Annotated in this window: 17 protein-coding genes; 10 read left to right on the top strand and 7 right to left on the bottom strand. The window is 70.9% G+C overall.

Going from position 1 to position 19,967, the window contains the following annotated elements; all coding sequences use genetic code 11:
- Positions 1–30 precede the first annotated feature (30 nt).
- From ACF1AJ_RS08600 to manA, 3 genes are read right to left on the bottom strand one after another with little or no spacing between them, the layout of a single operon-like run.
- Entirely contained in the window at positions 31–1,320 is a 1,290-nt protein-coding gene (locus tag ACF1AJ_RS08600) for an exopolysaccharide production protein (RefSeq protein WP_309857193.1), read from the bottom strand.
- A gap of 9 nt (positions 1,321–1,329) precedes the next feature.
- Entirely contained in the window at positions 1,330–2,673 is a 1,344-nt protein-coding gene (locus ACF1AJ_RS08595) for an O-antigen ligase family protein (protein ID WP_391506951.1), read from the bottom strand.
- A gap of 43 nt (positions 2,674–2,716) precedes the next feature.
- Positions 2,717–3,874, bottom strand: a complete 1,158-nt coding sequence (gene manA / locus ACF1AJ_RS08590; RefSeq protein WP_391506950.1) for a mannose-6-phosphate isomerase, class I — start codon at positions 3,872–3,874, stop codon at positions 2,717–2,719.
- Between the two features lie 115 nt (positions 3,875–3,989).
- Between manA and ACF1AJ_RS08585 the strand changes: the two genes are divergently transcribed.
- From ACF1AJ_RS08585 to ACF1AJ_RS08565, 5 genes are all read left to right on the top strand, one after another.
- On the top strand, positions 3,990–5,168 hold the full coding sequence (locus ACF1AJ_RS08585; protein ID WP_391506949.1) for an acyl-CoA dehydrogenase family protein: 1,179 nt from the start codon (positions 3,990–3,992) through the stop codon (positions 5,166–5,168).
- Positions 5,169–5,461: 293 nt separating this feature from the next.
- The gene (galE, locus tag ACF1AJ_RS08580) at positions 5,462–6,424 is read left to right on the top strand and encodes a UDP-glucose 4-epimerase GalE (RefSeq protein WP_391506948.1); all 963 of its coding nucleotides are present in this window, start codon (positions 5,462–5,464) and stop codon (positions 6,422–6,424) included.
- A 186-nt stretch (positions 6,425–6,610) separates the two neighbouring features.
- Positions 6,611–6,934 carry a WhiB family transcriptional regulator gene (locus ACF1AJ_RS08575; RefSeq protein WP_018190075.1) on the top strand — a complete coding sequence of 108 codons (324 nt, stop codon included), beginning with the start codon at positions 6,611–6,613 and terminating at the stop codon, positions 6,932–6,934.
- Between the two features lie 73 nt (positions 6,935–7,007).
- Complete coding sequence (locus ACF1AJ_RS08570) at positions 7,008–10,313, top strand: glycosyltransferase (protein WP_391506947.1); 3,306 nt, start codon at positions 7,008–7,010, stop codon at positions 10,311–10,313.
- A complete protein-coding gene (locus ACF1AJ_RS08565; RefSeq protein WP_391506946.1) occupies positions 10,306–11,742 on the top strand; it encodes a DUF5719 family protein in 1,437 nt (478 codons plus the stop codon). Before ACF1AJ_RS08570 ends, ACF1AJ_RS08565 begins: the two co-directional genes overlap by 8 nt.
- 41 nt (positions 11,743–11,783) lie before the next feature.
- Here ACF1AJ_RS08565 and ACF1AJ_RS08560 read toward each other — a convergent pair whose 3' ends face one another.
- The gene (locus ACF1AJ_RS08560; RefSeq protein WP_391506945.1) at positions 11,784–12,227 is read right to left on the bottom strand and encodes a metallopeptidase family protein; all 444 of its coding nucleotides are present in this window, start codon (positions 12,225–12,227) and stop codon (positions 11,784–11,786) included.
- Positions 12,228–12,269: 42 nt separating this feature from the next.
- Here ACF1AJ_RS08560 and ACF1AJ_RS08555 point away from each other — a divergent pair, with 42 nt between their 5' ends.
- The 4 genes from ACF1AJ_RS08555 to ACF1AJ_RS08540 are packed head-to-tail and all read left to right on the top strand — an operon-like array spanning position 12,270 to position 16,030.
- Positions 12,270–12,479 (top strand): DUF3499 family protein, encoded by a 210-nt coding sequence (locus ACF1AJ_RS08555; RefSeq protein WP_391506944.1) that lies wholly within the window; start codon positions 12,270–12,272, stop codon positions 12,477–12,479.
- A 52-nt stretch (positions 12,480–12,531) separates the two neighbouring features.
- Positions 12,532–13,953 (top strand): phosphomannomutase/phosphoglucomutase, encoded by a 1,422-nt coding sequence (locus ACF1AJ_RS08550; protein WP_391506943.1) that lies wholly within the window; start codon positions 12,532–12,534, stop codon positions 13,951–13,953.
- A 47-nt stretch (positions 13,954–14,000) separates the two neighbouring features.
- The gene (gene ahcY, locus ACF1AJ_RS08545; protein ID WP_391506942.1) at positions 14,001–15,479 is read left to right on the top strand and encodes an adenosylhomocysteinase; all 1,479 of its coding nucleotides are present in this window, start codon (positions 14,001–14,003) and stop codon (positions 15,477–15,479) included.
- Entirely contained in the window at positions 15,479–16,030 is a 552-nt protein-coding gene (locus ACF1AJ_RS08540) for a GNAT family N-acetyltransferase (protein ID WP_309857220.1), read from the top strand. The genes ahcY and ACF1AJ_RS08540 overlap by 1 nt, the downstream gene beginning before the upstream one ends.
- Before the next feature lie 13 nt (positions 16,031–16,043).
- Here ACF1AJ_RS08540 and ACF1AJ_RS08535 read toward each other — a convergent pair whose 3' ends face one another.
- Positions 16,044–16,724 carry a cyclase family protein gene (locus ACF1AJ_RS08535; protein WP_391506941.1) on the bottom strand — a complete coding sequence of 227 codons (681 nt, stop codon included), beginning with the start codon at positions 16,722–16,724 and terminating at the stop codon, positions 16,044–16,046.
- 41 nt (positions 16,725–16,765) lie between these two features.
- A complete protein-coding gene (locus tag ACF1AJ_RS08530; RefSeq protein WP_391506940.1) occupies positions 16,766–17,605 on the bottom strand; it encodes an RDD family protein in 840 nt (279 codons plus the stop codon).
- A 17-nt stretch (positions 17,606–17,622) separates the two neighbouring features.
- Between ACF1AJ_RS08530 and ACF1AJ_RS08525 the strand changes: the two genes are divergently transcribed.
- Positions 17,623–18,618, top strand: coding sequence for a stage II sporulation protein M (locus ACF1AJ_RS08525; RefSeq protein ID WP_391506939.1), 996 nt, complete (start codon positions 17,623–17,625; stop codon positions 18,616–18,618).
- A gap of 13 nt (positions 18,619–18,631) precedes the next feature.
- Here the strand turns inward: ACF1AJ_RS08525 and ACF1AJ_RS08520 are convergent, their stop codons facing one another.
- The gene (locus ACF1AJ_RS08520; RefSeq protein WP_391506938.1) at positions 18,632–19,963 is read right to left on the bottom strand and encodes a DUF58 domain-containing protein; all 1,332 of its coding nucleotides are present in this window, start codon (positions 19,961–19,963) and stop codon (positions 18,632–18,634) included.
- Positions 19,964–19,967: the final 4 nt, after the last annotated feature.

The following is a 19,967-nucleotide window of genomic DNA, read 5'->3' as shown; positions in this document are numbered from 1 at the left end:
TCGAGTCGAAGTCGCGCACGCCCTGCCGGCTCAGCTCGCGTCGCGGTGCGGCAGCCGGAGCCGCCAGCTCATGCCCTGCGACGCCTTCACGGTGCAGATGACGAGCACCATCCAGCCGGACTCCACCAGGATCGAGCTCTCGAACACGCTCGTGACCAGCAGCGCGACGAGCACGAGCGGGGCCCAGGCGTAGACGACGCTGCGGCGGTTGGAGGCCAGCAGCCAGGAGCGGCTGAACGCCAGCGCGATCAGGGCGACGAAGAGCAGCAGGCCGATCACGCCGACCTGGAGGTACACGTCGAGGTACGCGTTCAATCCGTCCGAGTGATAGACCCCGGTGTTCGCCTGGATGGCCGTGAACGGGTAGAGGTCCGTCGGCCAGGCGCCGATCCATCCCCACCCGACCGTCTGCTGCACCGGGATCAGCTGCCAGATCTGGATCCACAGTTGGTAGCGCACCTGGAAGTCGGAGCGCGCGTTGAGCAGGTCGATCACGCGCGTGCGGTAGATGTAGGCGGTCACGAGCGCTGCGACGGTGAGGATGGCGAGTCCCCACTGGAAGTACGGGCGCTGGTTCGCCGGGGCCTTCCGCAGCAGGTAGAGGGCGAGGGTGGCGAGTCCGACGACCACCGAGACCGCCGCGATGACGGGGGAGTGGGCGAGCAGGATGCAGAGGCCGGCGAGCGTGATGGAGTACGCCGCGACGGGCGGCCGCACCGATCGGGTGCGGAGCTCGACGAGGAACGTCACGAACGCGATCAGGGCGACGATGCTGAGCTGGTTGCGGGTGCCGAACAGCCCCTGGATCGGACCGCCGAGGCCGATGTTGCCCTGGATCCCGAGGAAGCGGATCGGCGCATCCAGCAGCAGTCCGCTCAGCACCTCCAGGGCCAGCGACAGGGTGAGCAGGAACCGCAGGGCGTCGCCGACGACGCGGACGATCTGGATGGCGTCGCGCACCAGCGCGATGTACACGGCGATGAAGGCGAAAATCAGCTGGTACACCACCCCGGTGAGCGTCGCCCATTGGTACTGGCTCCACAGGATGGAGGCCGCACACCATCCGACGAACAGCAGCGCCGAGATGGGCAGCAGGCCGTGCCACTCGATCAGCCGCCACTGCGCCGCGAACGAGAGGGCCGCGAGGACCACCAGCACGGCGAGGGCGCCGATCAGCCCCGGCCAGCCGATCAGCCCGCGGATGGCGTGCGTCGAGAACCCGGTGATGACCGCCAGCAGGGCGAGCGTCGAAGTGAAACGGGCGGAACCGAGGAACTCGATGACCGCGGGCGGCACCAGGGTTCGACGGGGCGTTGCCATGCTCACAGACTACGGGGCCGTCGCGTTCGCGGATCGCTTGGTGGCCACCGACAGCGCCACGAGGAGCGCCCAGCCGCCTTCGATCAGGATGCGGCTCTCGGCGAAGCTCTGAGCGATCAGGGCGCCGAGCAGCAGCAGCGGGAGCAGGGTGACCGCGCGGTACGGCTGGTCGTCGACGATCGTGGAGCGGGGGCGGTCGACGGCGAGGAACCAGGCGCGGCCGAACGTCGTGAGCACGAGCAGGATGAAGACGACGAGGCCGACGATCCCGAGTTGCAACCACACGTCGAGCCACGCGTTGTGCGCCTGCAGGTATTCGACGCCGTTGCGGGTGGCGAGGCCGTCGAAGGGCTTCACCCACGGTGCCCAGTAGCTGACCCATCCCCAGCCGAAGGCGGGGCGTTCCTGCGCGAGGTGCGTGACAGCCGCCCAGATGTCGAGGCGCCCGGTGAGGTCCTCGCTCTTGCCGAACAGAGCGGGGATGCGCGAGGAGAACAGCGAGACGCCCACGATCACGGCCGCCACCACGACGATCGCCACCAGGTAGACGGGAGCGCGCCGCTCAGCGCCGGCGCGGCGGGCCCACAGCGCGAACGCCAGCACGACGGCGGTGACGAGCGCGGCGGCGATGACCGTCGCAGAGCGGGTGAGCGCGAGGGTCAGCACCGCCACGATCAGCCAGCCCAGCGCCGAGCCGTGTCGCGTGGTCCGGTCCGCCACCTGGACGGCGAAGACCACGATCGCCAGCAGCGCGATCATGGCCAGCAGGTTGCTGTTGCCGACGATGCCCTGGATCGGGCCGCCGTGGAACAGCAGGTCGCGGCTCCAGTAGAACGCCTGGGGGAGCTTCCCCTCCGGCACCGCGTACACCGGTGTCAGAGGGAGCACCGGCTGCCGCACGAAGAGGGCGACGACGAGTTCGAAGACCAGCGAGAGGCCCAGGATCCAGCGGAACGCGTTGCCGAGGGCGCTGAGCAGGCCCGGCCAGCCCAGTCGCACGCCGAGGAAGACGCCGGCGAGCGTCGTGACGAGCGTCGAGACGACGCCGAGCGCGCTCGCCCCCGGATACGCCGACCACGCGATGGATGCGATCGCCAGCACCAGGAACAGGACGAGCGTCTTCGGCGTGGTCCGCCAGTGGAAGCGCGGCCGCGACCGCACGATGAGCACCGCGCTGCCGATGGCGAGCACTCCGGCGAGGACGAAGTACCCCGGCCAGCTGATCGTGTTGCGCCAGAAGTCGCCGGCGAACAGGGTGAACAGCACGAGCGCGGCGAACGCGTTCTCCGCCGTGCCGGTCGCGGTGCGGGCGACGGCGATGCGGGCGGGGAGCGTGGCGCGGGGCGATGTCACCTGGGAAGGATAGCCGACCGCGCTACGCGATCCCGTCGGCGGATCAGGAGTTCGGGTGCGCGACGAACACCGTGCCGTGGCCGCTGACCGTGAGCTCGGTCTCATCGACGACGACAGCCGACTCGCCTCGGGTGAGCGTCACCGTGTCGTTCGCGCCGCTCAGCTTCACCTCTCCGTCGGTGACGAGGGCGATGGCGGTGCCGGGGAGGCGGACCGTGATCTGTCCGCCGTCCTCAACCACGATGTGCTCCAGGGCGAAGTCGGGCACATCCGGCCGGAAGGTCTCCACGCCGGCGGCCGGGTGCTCCGGGGCGAGCGGGGTGGCCTCGATCGGTGTGAAGTCGAGCACGCTCACCAGCTCGGGCACATCGATGCGCTTGCGGGTCAGTCCGCCGCGGAGCACGTTGTCGGAGGCCGCCATCAGCTCGATGCCGAGACCGCGGAGGTACGCGTGGATGTTCCCCGCGGGCAGATAGAGCACCTGGCCGGGGCGCAGAGTGGCGCGGTTCAGTAGAAGGGCGAGGACGATCCCGGGGTCGCCGGGGAAGGCCTCGTCGAGCATGCGGACCGTGTCGGCGTCGCGGTCGTCCGGCAGGGCGCGCGCCGCACGGACCACCTCCGCGACGAGCAGGTCGACCTCCGGGTCCTCCCCGAGAAGCCACTCTGTCGCACGCCGCAGCACAGCGCCGGGCTCGCCGACGAGGGTGCGGGCGAATCCGCTGAGCACGGCACCGCCGGGGGTGGCGGCCGCGAGACGCTCCAAGGCCCGGCGCGACTCCTCCGGGTCGCGGAACCCGCACAGCGCCTCGAAGGGATCGCTGAGGGCGAAGATGAGCTCCGGCTTGTGGAACGGGTCCTTGTAGTTGCGCTCAGGAGAGTCGGGTGCGAGCCCTGCCGCGTTCTCGCGCTCGAAGCCGGCGCGGGCCTGCTCCGGGGAGGGATGCGCCTGCAGGGACAGCGGCCCTGCAGCGGCCAGCACCTTCAGCAGGTACGGGAGGTCGCTCGTGCGCTCCCAGGCGGCGAGGTCGGCCGCGCCGCCGGCCAGGGCCGGGTCGAGCACGCGGGCGGGGGAGCCGGGATGCGCACCGAGCCACAGCTCCGCCTCCGGTCCGCCGCTCGGCTCCGTGCCGAGGAGGCCCGCGATCGCGGTCGTGGAGCCCCACGCGTAGTCGCGCGGGGTGTTGCCGATGCGCACAAACATCCGTCGCCATCCCTTTCGTTCCGTTGGACCAAACTACCAATCGCTTTGTCCGCGCCGTGCGCGTTCCTTAGGCTGACGGCGGCCCGACCATCCCTGTGGACGCAATGGAGCAGACATGCCCTTCGAGACCATCGCCGGCGACTTCTACGGCTTCGAGAACCTCCTCTCCGATCGCGAGAAGGACTTCATCACCACGCTGCGCTCGCAGCTGGAGTCCGAGGTGAAGCCGATCGTCAACGAGTACTGGGAGAAGGCGGAGTTCCCGCACCAGATCATCGACGTCCTGCACAGGAACGGCGCCATCGGACTCGGCTTCCCGGAGACCGCTCCGTTCGAGAACTCCGCCGTGTTCCGCGGCTGGGTCGCACTGGAGCTGGCTCGGGTCGACGCCTCGGTGAGCACCTACGTCGGCGTGCAGAACGGTCTCGCCCTCGGGGCAATCGGCGTCTGCGGTTCGGACGAGCAGCGCGCCGAGTGGCTGCCGAAGCTGGCGAGCGGCGAGGTGCTCGGCGCCTTCGGTCTCACCGAGCCGACTTCGGGCTCGGACTCGGCGCAGGGCCTCAAGACCGTTGCGACCCGCGACGGCGACAACTGGGTGCTGAACGGCTCCAAGCGCTGGATCGGGAATGCCACGTTCAGCGACATCACCGTGATCTGGGCGAAGAGCGCGGAGGACGGCCAGGTCAAGGGTTTCATCGTCCCCACCTCGACCCCCGGCTACACGGCCACGAAGATCGAGGGCAAGCAGTCCCTCCGGATCGTGCAGAACGCCGACATCACCCTCGAGAACGTCGTCGTCCCCGAGTCGCTCCGCCTGCAGAACGCGTACAGCTTCAAGGACACCGCCCGCGTACTCCGCCTCACCCGCGCCGAGGTCGCCTGGGCGGCCGTGGGTGTCGCGGTCGGCGCCTACGAGGCCGCCCTGCGCTACACGAAGGAGCGCGTCCAGTTCGGCAAGCCGATCGCCTCCCACCAACTCATCCAGGACCTCCTGGTCAAGTCGCTCGGCAACATCACGGCCTCGATCGGCCTGTGCACCCGCGTCTCGCAGATGCTCGACGACGGCGAGCAGCGCGACGAGCACTCGGCCCTGGCGAAGGCCTTCGCGACGGCGCGGATGCGCGAGACGGTCGCCTGGTGCCGCGAGGCCCTCGGCGGAAACGGCATCGTCCTCGACTACGACGTCGCCCGCTTCTTCGCCGACGCGGAGGCCCTGTACTCCTACGAGGGCACGCGCGAGATGAACACGCTCATCGTCGGCCGCGCGATCACCGGCCAAGCGGCGTTCGTCTGAGCTCCTCGGCGGCCTCCGTCCGAAACGGAGGGCTTCCGTCCCGTCCATCGCGCCGAGTTCCTCCCTTTCCAAACGCTGAGGCGGTTATCGTCCCTATTCACCTCCCATTTCTCCGCGAGTCGGCACGAGCGAACTCGCATCTCCCGCCGTGCTGAAAGGGAGGATGTCGCGCTAGACACGCCGGGGGGTGGTCGGGTAAGGGAGGACAGCGGCGGGAGGCGGGCTGGGAAAGCCTCCGTTTCCGCGGCCGATAGGGTGGGCGAAGGCCGGATGAGGAACAAGGAGGACCGCACGTGGCGTGGTTGGTGACCGGAGGCGCAGGCTACATCGGAGCGCACGTCGTACGGGCGTTCCGCGATGAGGGGATGGACGTGGTCGTCGTCGACGACCTGTCGAGCGGTCACGAGGAGTTCGTGCCGGCGGATGTGCCGTTCTACCGGGGCACGATCCTCGACGGCGAGCTGCTGTCGCGCATCTTCGCCGAGAACACGGTCTCCGGCGTCGTGCATGTCGCCGGCTTCAAGTACGCCGGTGTGTCCGTTCAGCGGCCGCTGCACACCTACGAGCAGAACGTGACCGCCACCGCGGTGCTGCTCGCCGCGATGCAGGATGCGGGCGTCGATGCCGTCGTGTTCAGCTCGTCCGCCGCGGTCTACGGCACGCCGGACGTCGACATCGTCACCGAGGCGACGCTCAAGAACCCCGAGTCGCCCTACGGCGAGTCGAAGCTGATCGGCGAGTGGCTGCTGCGCGACCAGGGAGTCGCCGCCGGCCTCCGTCACACCTCACTGCGCTACTTCAATGTGGTCGGATCGGGCGATCCGGCGCTGCGCGACACCAGCCCGCACAACCTGTTCCCGCTCGTCTTCGACGCCCTGGTCGCCGGCCGCACCCCCCGCATCAACGGGAACGACTACCCGACCCCCGACGGCACCTGCGTCCGCGACTACATCCATGTCGCCGACCTGGCGGTCTCGCACGTCGCGGCCGCGAAGCGCCTCGACGCCGGCGAGGCGATCGAGCCCGTCTACAACCTGGGCAGCGGCGACGGCGTCTCCGTCGGCCAGATCATGTCGACGGTGGCCGACGTAACCGGAATCGCCTTCACCCCAGAAGTGGGGCCTCGACGCGCAGGGGATCCCGCGAGGATCGTGGCATCGGGAGAGCTCGCAGCACGCGATCTCGACTGGAGGATGCGTCACTCGCTCGAGGACATGGTGCGCAGCGCCTGGGAAGCACGCCAGGCGGCGTCCTGACACCGTTCCCGACAGGCCCGGCCGACCGGGCGTGTCGGGATTGTTGTCGTTCTCCGGCGCGTCGCGAACTCTCGACCTGCGGTCAAGGCTTTACGATTCGCGACTTGACGTGAGCGAATGACAACGGTGTAATTAGGGCAACGCGGGAATCTCGTGTTTCAGCAGTTCATGGGTGGGGAGACCGATATGCCAGTTCCTGAATATCGTTCTGGGGTACCCGACGACTGGTTCATCGACCCGGTCCGCCTCGGGGTCCCGGGCGTCCGACCGGCGGAGGTCGAAGAAGACAACCCGCTGGCCTGGCAGACCGACGCTCTGTGCGCTCAAACGGATCCGGAGGCGTTCTTCCCCGAGAAGGGCGGCTCGACCCGCGACGCCAAGCGCATCTGCACCTCGTGCGAGGTGCGGTCGCAGTGCCTGGAATACGCTCTCGCCAACGACGAGCGGTTCGGGATCTGGGGCGGTCTCTCGGAGCGCGAGCGCCGCAAGCTCCGCAAGCGCGCCGGCTGAGTCGTTCGCTGAAACCACGCCGCGCCCGGCCCAAAGACGGGATCGGCGCGTGCCCGACCTAGGCTGACTGGCGATGTATCCGAGAGTCACCGCCATCGTCGTCGCCCACAGCGGCGGCCCCCGCCTGCAGCGCACTCTCGACGCCCTCGCGGAGCAGACCCGTCGACCGGACGCCGTGATCGCCGTCGACTGTGCGACCTCCGACGACGCCGCTCGTCTGCTCTCGGAAGCACAGCCCACCCAGCTGCTCAATGTCCCCGAGAAGCTCGCGTTCGGCGCTGCCGTCGGGACGGCCGTGCGGGTCCTGCCTCCCGCGTCCGATCCGGAGCAGCTGCTCTGGCTGCTGGCGCAGGACACCGCGCCGGAACCGGGGGCACTGGAGGCGCTGCTCGCGGCGCTCGAGGTGTCTCCCTCGGTCGCCGTGGTCGGTCCGAAGCTGGTGGATTGGGACGACCCCGCTCTGATCCGCGAGTTCGGTGAGGCGATGACGCCGTTCGGCGCCTCTGTGCCCCTGGTCGAGAACGAGCTCGACCAGGCTCAGCACGACGGCCTGAGCGACGTCTTGGCTGTTTCGAGCGCGGGGATGCTCGTCCGTCAGGCGCTCTGGGAGCGGCTCGAGGGCTTCGACCCCGCCCTGCCGACTGTCGACGACGGTCTCGACTTCTGCACACGGGCCCGCCTCGCCGGGTTCCGCGTCACATTGGTGGCTCAGGCGCGCGTCGCCATCGCGGGGGAGGGCGTCGCCGGGCCGAACCTCTCGTCGAAGTGGACGGTGCGCCGTCGTCTGTCGGGGGAGCGGCGCCGCGCGCAGCTGCACCGTCGGATGGTGTACGCCCCCGGATGGGCCGTCCCGCTGCACTGGCTGACCTTGGTGCCGCTCGGCATCCTGCGCGGGCTCCTGCGGCTTCTGCGCAAGGAGCCGGGCTCGGTCGGCGGTGAGCTCGGCGCTGCGTTCCGGGTCGCGTTCTCCGGCCTCGCCGTGAGCAGCGCCCGGCGGCGGCTCGCGGCCGCCCGCGAGGTGAGCTGGGCGGCAGTCGCCCCGTTGCGCATCCCGTTCGCCGAGGTGCGCCGCGCCCGTGCGCTGAAACGCGAAGCGGCGATGGTCCGCCAGCAGGGAGAGAAGCAGGACCTCGACTTCTTCGGGACCGGCGGCGGCTGGGCGGTGCTCGCCGCGCTCCTCGTCGGCGTCGCCCTGTTCTTCCCCCTCATCGGCTCCGGCGCGCTCTCCGGCGGCGGACTCCTGCCGCTCGATTCGTCGGTCGGCCAGCTCTGGGCGGACCTCGGCTACGGCTGGCGCGACACGAGCCTCGGCTTCGTCGGCGCCGCGGACCCGTTCTCCGCCGTGCTCGCGGTCCTGGGAACGCTGACGTTCTGGCAGCCGTCCCAGTCGCTCGTGCTGCTCTGGATCCTCGCCGTGCCGCTCTCGGCGCTCGGCGCCTGGCTCGCGGCCGCGCGGCTGACGACCCGTGCGACGCTGCGTGCGTTCGCCGCGCTCGCCTATGCGTTGGCACCGACCTTGCTGGTGGCTCTGCAGGGCGGACGTCCGTCGGCAGTGCTCGCGCACATCCTGCTGCCGTGGCTGTTCTTCGCCGGCCTCGCCGCCCGCCGGTCCTGGGCGGCCAGCGCCACCACGGCCCTGCTCGCCGCAGCGACGGCGGCGTGCGCCCCGATCCTCATCCCGGCGCTCGTCATCGCGTGGATCGCCGCCCTCGTCTTCGCCGGCCGTCGCGCCGCGCGCATCGCGTTCATCCCGCTGCCCGCCCTCGTCCTGTTCGCGCCGCTCGTCTGGCAGCAGGGAGCGCGGGGAGCCTGGCTCTCGATCTTCGCGGACCCGGGCGTCCCGCTGGACGCACGGCAGACGCCGGCCTGGCAGCTCGCGCTCGGCTTCCCGGACGGCACCCTCGGCGGCTGGCATGCGCTCGCCACCGCTCTGCAGCTGCCGACGGCGTCGGCCAACCTGATCGTCCCGATCCTGCTGGCGCCGCTCGGCGTGGTGGCGATCCTCGCTCTCTTCCTCCGAGGCACAGTCCGGGCGATCGTCGCCCTGCTGGTCGCGCTCGTGGGCTTCCTGACGGCCGTCGCCGCCCTCCACGTGCAGGTCGCGGTCTCCGGCGGCACGGTCGTCCCGATCTGGCCGGGCACCGCGGTGAGCCTGTACTGGCTCGGGCTCATCGGCGCCGCCGTCCTCGCTCTGTCGGCCATCGGCCGGGCCGCCGTCTATCCGGCCTGGGTCGCCATCGTGACGCTGGCGATCGCCGTCGTGCCGGTCGGGATCGTCAGCCTCACGGGCCACGCCGAGGTCGCCGAGAGCGACGGCCGCACGATGCCCGCCGTCGTCACGGCCAAGGCGGCCACGCAGCCGCGCACCGGGACGCTGCGCATCATCCCGCAGGGCGAGGGCGGCATCCGGGCCGAGATCGTGCGGGGCAGCGGTCAGACGCTCGACGACCAGTCGACGCTCGCGGACACCCAGCGCACGCTCACGGCCGACCAGCGCGCGCTGGCGCAGCTGGCGGGCAACCTCTCCTCCCGCAGCGGATACGACGCTTCGGCGGAACTGAAGCGCCTCGGCATCGACTTCGTGCTGCTGACACCCCCGCAGACCGCCCTCCCGGGCCAGGATGTCGCGTCCGGCGACGCCACACGTACGCGCGCGGCCGTGGCCATGGATGCGAACCCGCTGCTCGCGCCGGTGGGCGTCACCTCCACCGGTCGGCTCTGGGCCTTCGACCGCGGAACATCCGATGTCCCCGCCGCGGCCCAGATCCCCGCGAATGCCGGGGGCATCTGGCGCGTCATCGTGCTGCTCGTACAGGGCATCGTCATCGGTCTCACCGTGCTGATGGCCATTCCGACCACGCGATCCGCAGACCGCATCTCCGAGCTGTCGGCTCGCCGGCCCGACCGCCGGCGCCGTGAGGAGGCCGCGGTGGAGCCCGACGATGAGCCCGAGACGCCGGCCGCCGCCGATGGTGTGGCGGACGAGAGCCTCGACGAGTACGAGGCGGAGCCGGACGACGAGGCCGTCGTGGAGTCCGCCGAGGAGGACGACGTTCCCGACGTCGAGCCGGCTGTGGAGAGTGAGCGGGCTGTGGAGAGTGAGCCGGCGGTGGAGAGTGAGCCGGTTGTGGAGAGCGAACCGATCCCGGAGAGCGAGCCGGTCGCGGAGAGCGAGCCGGAGCTGTCGTCCGCGTCGGATGGCGTGCGCGAATCGAGCCGGGACGAGACCGTCGACACCGCCCTCGACGACACCGATCGCCCCTTCGAGCGCGAGCCGGAGCGCGTGACGACGCCTCCGTCGCCGACGACGCTCGAAGACGGACTGGAGGAGACCATCATCCGACCACGACGCAGCTTCGAAGGGGGCGACCGTGGCTGACCGCAGAGGCATCGCCCGCATCGGTGCACGCGCCGTCGGCGGCCTGGTGGGCGTCGGCATCGCCGTCGTGGCCGTCGCCGGAGCCACCCTGCTCCCGCTGCCCGACTTCGCGATCGGCGCACCCGCTCAGGTCGTGACCCCCGTACCGGCGGATCAGCAGCGCATCTGCCCCGGGCCGCTGCTCCAGCTGGCGGCCGACGCGGGAGAGGCCACCCGTCCGAGCGCAGTCGGCGCCCCGACCTACACCTCCCGCGCCGAGGGCGCGGAGGTACGCACGAGCACCCTGAAGCCGGACGCCGACACGTCCTCGTCGGACGAGTCGCCGCTGGTGGCCACCGTCTCCACTCCGCAGGGCGCCACCAAGCCGCCGCTGTTCGCCGCCGCCCAGTCCCAGACGGCCGCCGCGGACGACCTCTTCGGGCTGGCCGCCACTGCGTGCGCCGAGCCGAGCGCCGACACTTGGCTCGCGGCCGGCTCGACCTCCCTCGGCCAGACGAGCCTCGTACTGCTCTCGAACGCGAGCGAGGTCGACGCGACGGTCGACCTGACGCTGTACACCGAGACCGGCCCCGTCAGCGCACCGGGCGCCGCCGGCATTCTGGTCCCGGCCGGATCCCAGAAGGTCGTCCCGCTCGCCGGGCTCGTGCCGTCCGCCGCGGCACCGGTCGTCCGTGTGCAGACGACTGGCGGCGAGGTCGCCGCATCGCTCCAGCAGAGCTTCGAGCAGGGCATCCAGCCGCGCGGAGCCGAGCTCGCCGGGCCGACCGGTGCCCCGGCACGCCAGCAGATCATCCCGGGGGTCACGATCGCCTCGATGGCGGCGGTCCAGGCGGAGCAGTCGGCGGAGGGCGTCGGGTTCACCTACCCGGTCGTCCGCCTCCTCGTTCCCGGCGACACCGACGCCCAGATCACGATCGGCGCCGTCGGTGAGGCCGGCACGGCAGCGGGCGACTCGTACGCGACCACCGTCAAGGCGGGAACGGTCGCCGAGGTCCCGCTCGACCACCTCAAGGACGGCAACTACACGGTCACCGTGAACGCGAACGTCCCCGTCGTCGCCGCGGTCCGCACCTCGGTCATCGGGACCAGGACGCGCGACTTCACCTGGTTCTCGTCGGCCCAGCCGCTCCAGAAGGATCTGCTCGCAACCGTCCCGACGGACGGCGCTGCCACCTTCCACTTCGCGAACGCGGGCGAGGCCGATAAGACGGTGACGGTGCAGGGGCTCGCGCCCGGCAGCAAGCCCGCCACGCTGACGGTCCCCGCGGAGGGAGGCGCTCTGTTGCGCGTCGCCCCGGACAGCTACCGCATCACGGGCGCGGACGGCCTGCGCGGCAGCATCAGCTTCGCCGCGGACGGTCGCGCGAGCACCTTCGCGCTCACTCCGCCCGGTCCGCTCGCCGCACCGATCACGGTCTACCCGAACTGACGCGAGGGCCGGATCCTCCCTCGCGGATCAGGCGTGTCGGATCAGAAGTGCCGGTAGCGGTCGGGGGCGAGGTCCCACGGGTCCTTGCCGAGCAGCTCGGCGACAGCGCGGAAGACGCATCCCTCGATGTACATGCGGCGGTGCAGCTCGTCGTCGTGGTGCAGCTTGGTCAGGCGCTGGATGGGCACTCGGTACAGCACGATGCGTCGCTGGGCCGCATCCACGCGCCAGCGGTCGACGCCGTCGGCGCCCGAGTTGCCGATCGGAGTCGCCGCGACCTCGAAGTGCACGTTCGCCAGCTCCTCCGGCCAGACGCCCTTGAGGTAGTCGGCGGTGGATGCGACGGTCATGTCGAAGAAGTCGATCCGGTTCTGGAGCATCGGCAGGTGCGGGCCGGTCACCGGACCCCGCGCGCCACGGCCGTGCCTGCTCCGCCAGCGGCTGGTCGCCGGGGTCTGACTGCTGGTGCGGCGGTTGCGGGGCATGTCGCCATCCTACGTCGGCCGCCGTCCGGTAGTCTGAGCCCGATGTTGAGCCGTCCCTGTTCCCGTGTCGCGTGTCCTCGCGATGCCGTGCAGACGCTCACCTACGTCTACGCCGACTCGATGGCCGTGCTCGGACCGCTGAGCCTGAAGCACGAGCCGCACTCGTATGACCTGTGCGCCATTCACGCCGAGCGGCTGTCCGCACCGCAGGGCTGGCAGATCGTCCGGCACATCAGCGTCGCCGACGCCTGACTCCGGCGCCCGGCTCCGGCATCCGGGGCGGCCGTCGCGATAGGTTAGGGCCATGAGCATCACCGACCCGCGTCTGCAGTCCGTCGTCAAGACCTACGACATCCGTGGACTGGTCGGGAAGGACCTCACGGAGGAGGTCGTCGAGGCCATCGCCGCGGCGTTCGTCGACGAGGTGCAGGCCGCAGGGACCGACGTCATCGTCGGCCACGACATGCGCGACTCGTCTCCGGCTTTCGCCGCGGCCTTCGCCCGCGGAGCGCAGGCGCGCGGTGCCGACGTCGTGTCCATCGGGCTGTGCTCCACCGATGAGTCGTACTTCGCCTCCGGCTCCCTGCAGGCGCCCGCCGCGATGTTCACCGCGAGTCACAACCCCGCGACGTACAACGGCATCAAGCTGTCCCGGGCCGGTGCCCAGGGCCTCAGCATGGACACCGGCCTCGGTGCGGTGCGCGACCGCGCCGCCGAGTACCTGCGCGACGGCATTCCCGCTGTCGACCGCCCGGGGACCTTCCGCGAGGAGGATGTGCTCGAGCGCTACGCCGCCTACCTGCGCTCGCTCGTCGACCTGAGCGGCATCCGGCCGATCAGGGTCGTGGTCGACGCGGGCAACGGGATGGGCGGGCTGACCGTCCCGGCCGTGCTCGAAAAGGCCGCCGGGCTTCCTGCGCTTCCCATCACCGTCATCCCGCTGTACTTCGAGCTCGACGGCACGTTCCCCAACCACGAGGCCAACCCGCTGGAGCCGAAGAACATCGTCGACCTGCAGCGCGCGGTCGTCGAGCACGGCGCCGACATCGGTCTCGCCTTCGACGGCGACGCCGACCGCTGCTTCGTCGTGGACGAGCGCGGTTCGGCCGTGACGCCGTCCGCCGTGGCCGCGATCGTCGCCCTGCGGGAGATCGCGCGGGCACGGGCGGAGGACCCGGACGCCGAGATCACCGTCATCCACAACCTCATCACGTCGAACATCGTCCCCGAGACGATCGAGGCCGCAGGGGCCGTTCCGTTGCGGACCCGCGTCGGCCACACCCTGATCAAGGATGCGATGCGCCGCTCCGGCGCCGTGTTCGGCGGCGAGCACTCGGCCCACTACTACTTCCGCGACTTCTGGAGCGCCGACAACGGGATGCTCGCGGCGATGCACCTCCTCGCCGAATTCGGCGCGCAGGACCGCCCGCTGTCCGAGCTGTCCGCCCGCTACACGCCGTACGCGATGTCGGGGGAGATCAACTCGACCGTCGCGGACGTCCCGGCCGCCTTCACCCGAATCGTGGAGGCGTTCACGCCGCGCGCCGACTTCGACGAGCTCGACGGCCTCACCGTGACGGGCCGCGTCGGCCAGGACGAGCCGTTCTGGTGGTTCTCGGTGCGCCCGTCCAACACCGAGCCGCTGCTGCGACTGAACGTCGAGGCGGCCGACCAGGCGACGATGGCGCGCATCCGCGACGAGGTGCTCGTGCTCATCCGCGCCTGAGCGTCATCCCCGGGACGCAGCGGGGAGGGCATGCCACAATAGGGGCCATGCCTGCTAGTGCCACCACCGCCCTGCCGTTCAAGGTCGCCGACCTCTCCCTCGCCGCCGCCGGGCGGCACCAGATCCGGCTCGCCGAGAACGAGATGCCCGGGCTGATGGCCCTCCGCGCGGAGTTCGGCGACGCGAAGCCGCTCGCCGGTGCCCGCATCGCCGGCTCCCTGCACATGACCGTGCAGACCGCCGTGCTGATCGAGACCCTGGTCGCGCTCGGCGCCCGGGTGCGATGGGCCAGCTGCAACATCTTCTCCACGCAGGACGAGGCGGCCGCCGCGATCGCCGTCGGCCCGACCGGCACCCCCGAGGCGCCTGCGGGCGTCCCCGTGTTCGCCTGGAAGGGCGAGACGCTGGAGGAGTACTGGTGGTGCACCCAGCGGATCTTTGACTGGTCGACGGAGGCCGCCGCCGACGGTGCCGACTACCTCGGTCCGAACCTCATCCTCGACGACGGCGGCGACGCGACCCTGCTCGTCCACAAGGGCCGCGAGTTCGAGCTCGCGGGAGCCGTACCGGAGGACGCCGCGTCCGACAGCCACGAGTACCGTGTCATCCTGGCGGCTCTGCGCGAGTCGCTCGCCGCTTCCACCGACCGCTGGACCCGCATCGCCGCCGACATCCTCGGCGTCACCGAGGAGACCACCACGGGCGTGCACCGCCTGTACGAGCTGGCCAAGGAAGGCCAGCTTCTGTTCCCGGCGATCAACGTCAACGACTCGGTCACCAAGAGCAAGTTCGACAACAAGTACGGCATCCGCCACTCCCTTCCGGACGGCCTGAACCGCGCGACCGACGTCCTCATCGGCGGCAAGGTCGCGTTCGTCGCCGGCTACGGCGACGTGGGCAAGGGGGCGGCGGAGGCGCTCCGCGGCCAGGGCGCACGCGTCATCGTCAGCGAGGTCGATCCAATCAACGCGCTGCAGGCGGCGATGGACGGGTACCAGGTCGCCCGGCTCGAGTCGGTGATCGACCAGGTCGACATCCTCATCACCGGAACGGGCAACGTGAACGTGGTCACCCTCGACCACCTGCTCGGCCTCAAGCACCTCGCCATCGTCGCCAATGTGGGCCACTTCGACAACGAGATCGACATGGCGTCGCTCGAGGCACTGCCCGGTGCCGAGAAGGTGGAGATCAAGCCCCAGGTGCACGAGTGGCGCCTGCCGACCGGCCGCAGCATCCTGGTGCTCTCCGAGGGCCGTCTGATGAACCTCGGCAACGCCACCGGCCACCCCAGCTTCGTCATGAGCAACTCGTTCACCAACCAGGTGCTCGCGCAGCTCGAGCTGTACGTGTCGACGGAGAACTACCCGATCGGCGTGTACGTGCTCCCCAAGCACCTCGACGAGAAGGTCGCGCGCCTGCACCTTGATGCGCTGGGTGTCGAGCTGACGACGCTCACCGACGAGCAGGCCGCCTACATCGGCGTCCCGGTCGACGGTCCCTACAAGGTCGACCACTACCGCTACTGATGGTCCTCGACTTCGCCGACCGGGAACTCCCCGACGGCCTGATCCTCCGGGTGCGGAGAGAGCAGGACGCCGGGGCGCTCGCCGCCGCCTACCAGCGCAATCGCGGGCACCTGGCCCCGTGGGACCCGACACGCACGGAGGACTTCTTCACGGAGGCCGGACAGCTCGCTCAGACGCGCGAACTGCTGGCGCTGCGCGACGTGGATGCGGCCCTCCCGCTCGTGATCGCCGACGGTGACCAGATCGCGGGCGGGTTCACCCTCAGCCAGCTCGTCCGCGGCGCGTTCCAGTCGGCGAGCGTCGGCTACTGGCTCGACCGCGACCACGTCGGCCGGGGGCTCGCCTCCGCGGCGCTCGGTGCGCTCATCGACGCGGCACGCGACGAGTACGGCCTGCACCGCATCCAGGCGGCGACGCTGCTTGCCAACCATGCCTCCCAGTCGGTCCTGACTCGAGCCGGATTCGAGCGGATCGGTGTCGCCCCGAACTATCTCAAGATCGCGGGCCGCTGGCAGGACCACGTCCTGTTCCAGCGCATCCTGCACGACTGAGCGCGCTCACGCGTCAGTCGGCGGTCGGCACTTCCGCGAAGGCGCGCACCGGGAACGTGCCGAATCCCTCGATGGCCGGAGGCACCGCCGTGAACAGGGCCCCGCGCTCCGGGAGCGCGCCCAGCCCGGTGAGGTGCTCGACGACGTGGATGCCCGCGGCAAGCAGGATGCTGTGCGCCGGCCTGCTGCCGCCCGACTCGGCGTCGTCGATGTTGAGCGAATCGATGCCGACGAGCGCGACACCGGCCTCGGCGAGCATTCGCGCGCCGTCCTCGGTGAGGAACGGGGCGCCTGTGGCGTATGACGGCGTCCCGAAGTGCGCATCCCAGCCGGTGTGCAGCAGCACCGCGGAGCCACGCTCTGCGCGGCCCTCCAGCGCCGACACCGGGATGCCGCGTTCCTCCCGCCCGGTCAGGCGGACGACCTCCGCCGGCAGACCGACGAGCGTGTCGAGGTCGAGACCGGCGAGATCCGCACCGTCCGCATAGCGATGGAAGGGGCTGTCCAGGTAGGTGCCGGTGTTGCCGATCATGGTGATGACATCCATCGCGAACTCGGTCCCCGTGGCGTACACGGACCGGGACGCCTCGCGCGTCAGGTGCGGCTCGATCGTCGGCGCGGGGAGGCCGGGATAGGTCACGAGACCCGCGCGGATGCGGTGGCTGAGGTCGACGATGCGGCGGGGGTGCGTCATGGCGTCTCCAGTCGGGGGGCGGGCGGCGACAGGAGGGGCGGTCAGCGGTCGGGGAAACCGTGCGGGAGAGCGCCGAGCACCGGGTCCAACCGGTCGAGGCGCTGCTTCTCGAGAGCCAGCCCACGGGCGTCGCGGTCGCGGCGCAGCACCGCGACGGCGACGAGGAAGGTCTCAGCGTCCACCGGTGGCAGCGGCGAGACGTACGGGGCGGCCTCGCGGGCGAGCTCGGTGCTGAGCCCGTGACGAGCCGCGGGGGTCAGGTCGGGCGCCTGGCGGACGAACTGGGCGATGCGGCGCGAGAGGCGGTCGGGCAGACGGGCGACATCCGCCGTCGAGGCCCAGGCGGTCAGGTGCGGCGCGAGGTAGAGGGAGAGCGGTGTCGGCCGCGGCACGCGGACCAGCTGGCTGTACGTGCCCGCGAGGAGGTCGCCGAGGCGCTTGGAGCGGCTGTTGAGGAGGCCGGTGAGCGCCGCGATCGATCCGAACGTCAGGAAGATCTCGAGCACGCCGACCAGCGCGCGGATGAACGCGTGCCGGAAACCGGTGGCCCCGCCGTCATCGCGGACGATGCGGGCCCCGACCGCCAGCTTGCCGAGGGACCGGCCATGCGAAAGCAATTCGACCGTGGTGGGGAGGATCACCATCCCGAACACCAGGATCAGGATGACCAGCGCCCGCGCGAGGGCCTCGTCGAGCCCGGCGCCCGTGTACGCGAGCAGCACGATGCAGCCGAACATGACGAGCAGGTAGGCCAGCCAGTCGATGATGGTGCCGGCGGCCCGCAGGATGTAGCTGGCCGGCTTCACGTCGAGGGCGACGGCCTCGCCCGTGACCAGTTCGCGGTCGTCCTGAGACACGTTCCCCGCCCCGGCCTGCATCATAGATATCATCTAAGCAGATGGACCTCGACGCCTACACCGCCGCGCGCAGCGCCGACTGGGAAGAACTCTCCCGGTTGGCGTCGAAGCGACGCCTCGACGGCCCGGAGGCCGACCGCCTGATCGACCTCTACCAGTCGGGAGCGGCCGACCTGTCGGCCATCCAGACGAGCGCCGGCGCTACGGCAGCGGGCGACCGGCTCTCGCTCGCGCTGTCGTCAGCGCGGCTGCGATTCACCGGCGCCGGAGCGAATCTGTTCGCCCAGCTGCCCCGCTTCTTCGTGCTCCAGCTACCCGCCGCCCTGTACCGGCTGCGGTGGATCGTCCTCGGGGTGACGGTCGCGACGATCGTGATCGCGACGCTGTACGCCCTGTGGATCACGGGCAACCCGGATGTGCTCCGCAACCTGGGCGACGACGCCAACCTCCGGAAGTACGTCGAGCACGACTTCATCGACTACTACTCCAACAACCCGGCGGCGTCGTTCGCCGGGCAGGTATGGACGAACAACGCGTGGATCGCCGCCCAGTGCATCGCCTTCGGGATCACCGGGCTGTTCGTGCCCTACGTGCTCATCCAGAACGCCGTCGGCGTCGGCACTGCGGCCGGCGTGATGTTCGCCTACGGGCGCGGCGACGTGATGTTCTCGTACATCCTGCCGCACGGCATGCTCGAGCTCACGAGCGTCTTCGTGGCGGCCGCGGCCGGGCTCCGCATCTTCTGGGCGTGGATCGCCCCGGGGCCGCGGACTCGCGGACAGGCGCTCGCCGAGGACGGCCGGGCTCTCTTCACGGTCGCCGTCGGCTGCGCCATCTCGCTGTTCATCTCGGGGCTGATCGAAGGCTTCGTGACGCCGTCGGGTCTGCCCGTGTGGGCGAAGATCAGCATCGGCGCTCTCGCGCTGGCGGCGTTCCTCGCCTACATGCTGGTGCTCGGCCGACGGGCCGTGCGCGCGGGGGAGACCGGCGACCTCGAGGAGTTCGAGGCGGGCGCTCGCCGCATCGTCGCCGCCTGACGCGGGCCGCGGTTCAGAGCCGACCGGCCGCCTTCAGGGCCAGATAGCGGTCAGCCAGCGCGGGCGGCAGATCGGCCGGCGACCCCGTCACGACGTCGCCGCCAAGGCGCTTCACCGCCGCGGCGACACGGCTGAGGTCGAGCAGAGAACGCTCCGCCGCGGCGGCGCGGTACACCTCGGCACGATCACGGCGCTCGCCGGTGGCCGCAAGTGTGTCCGGATCCGTCACGCTCGCCACGACGACCAGATGCTTCGCCGTGAGCTGTGGAAGCACGGAGAGCAACCCCCGGGAGCCTCCGGGGGACTCGATCGAGGTGAGCAGCACAACCAGCGAGCGCTGCGAGGTCAGGGCAGAGACCTGGGCCGGGATGGCGGACCAGTCCATCTCGATGAGGGCCGGCTCGATGCCGGCCATCGCATCCACCATCCGTGAGAGCAGCTCCGGGCCCGTCGCGCCCTGCACCCGACCGCGCACCATGCGGTCGTAGGCGACCATGTCGACGCGGTCGCCGGCGCGTGTGGCGAGGGCGGCGAGGAGCAGCGCCGCCTCGAACGCAGTGTCGATGCGCGGCTCGTCGGACACGCGAGCCGCGGAGGTCCGGCCGGAGTCGATCACGACGATGACCCGGCGGTCCCGCTCGGGGCGCCACGTCCGCACCATTACGCGTGCGCCGTGTCCGCCGTTGGGATCGTGCCGTCGTGCCGTGGCCCGCCAGTCGATGGAGCGCACGTCGTCGCCACGAACATACTCGCGCAACGAGTCGAACTCCGTCCCCTGGCCGCGGAGCAGGACGCTCGTGCTGCCCTCCAGCTCGCGCAGCCGCGCCAGGCGCGACGGCAGGTGCTTCCGGGCGGTGAACGGCGGGAGGACGCGGATGCGACCGGGAGCGTCGAGGGTCGCCTGACGAGCCCACAGGTGCAGGGGCCCCCACGACCGCACCGTCACGTTCCTCACGCGGCGTTCGCCGCGCCGCCACGGTCGCAGGGACGCCACGACCCGGCGCCGCTCCCCCGAGGGGATGTCGACCTTCGTCCGGGTCGGTTCGGCGGCGGCCGACGGCTCCCAGGCGTCGCGGACCGTTCCGTGCAGCCTCCGGCGGCCGGTGTTCGTCACGTACAGCTCGGAGACGGCCTCGGCGCCGAGACGCACGCGGCCGGGCAGCGTGCGCTCGAGCGCGACCGCACGCGGGGACGCGGCCAGGAGGAGGTCGAGCAGCCCGAGGGCGACGCAGAGCAGCAGCCAGCCGCCGAGCACGGCGTACGCCATCCCCGTCGCACCACCGAGCAGCACGACGGGAAGCGCGCCGAGCGCGAGCAGGGCGACGAAACGTCCGGATACGGTCACAGCG

It is taken from the genome of Leifsonia sp. NPDC014704, from assembly GCF_043083605.1.
In the GTDB taxonomy this organism is placed as follows: Bacteria; Actinomycetota; Actinomycetes; order Actinomycetales; family Microbacteriaceae; genus Leifsonia.
This window is presented reverse-complemented; position numbering and strand designations above follow the sequence as displayed.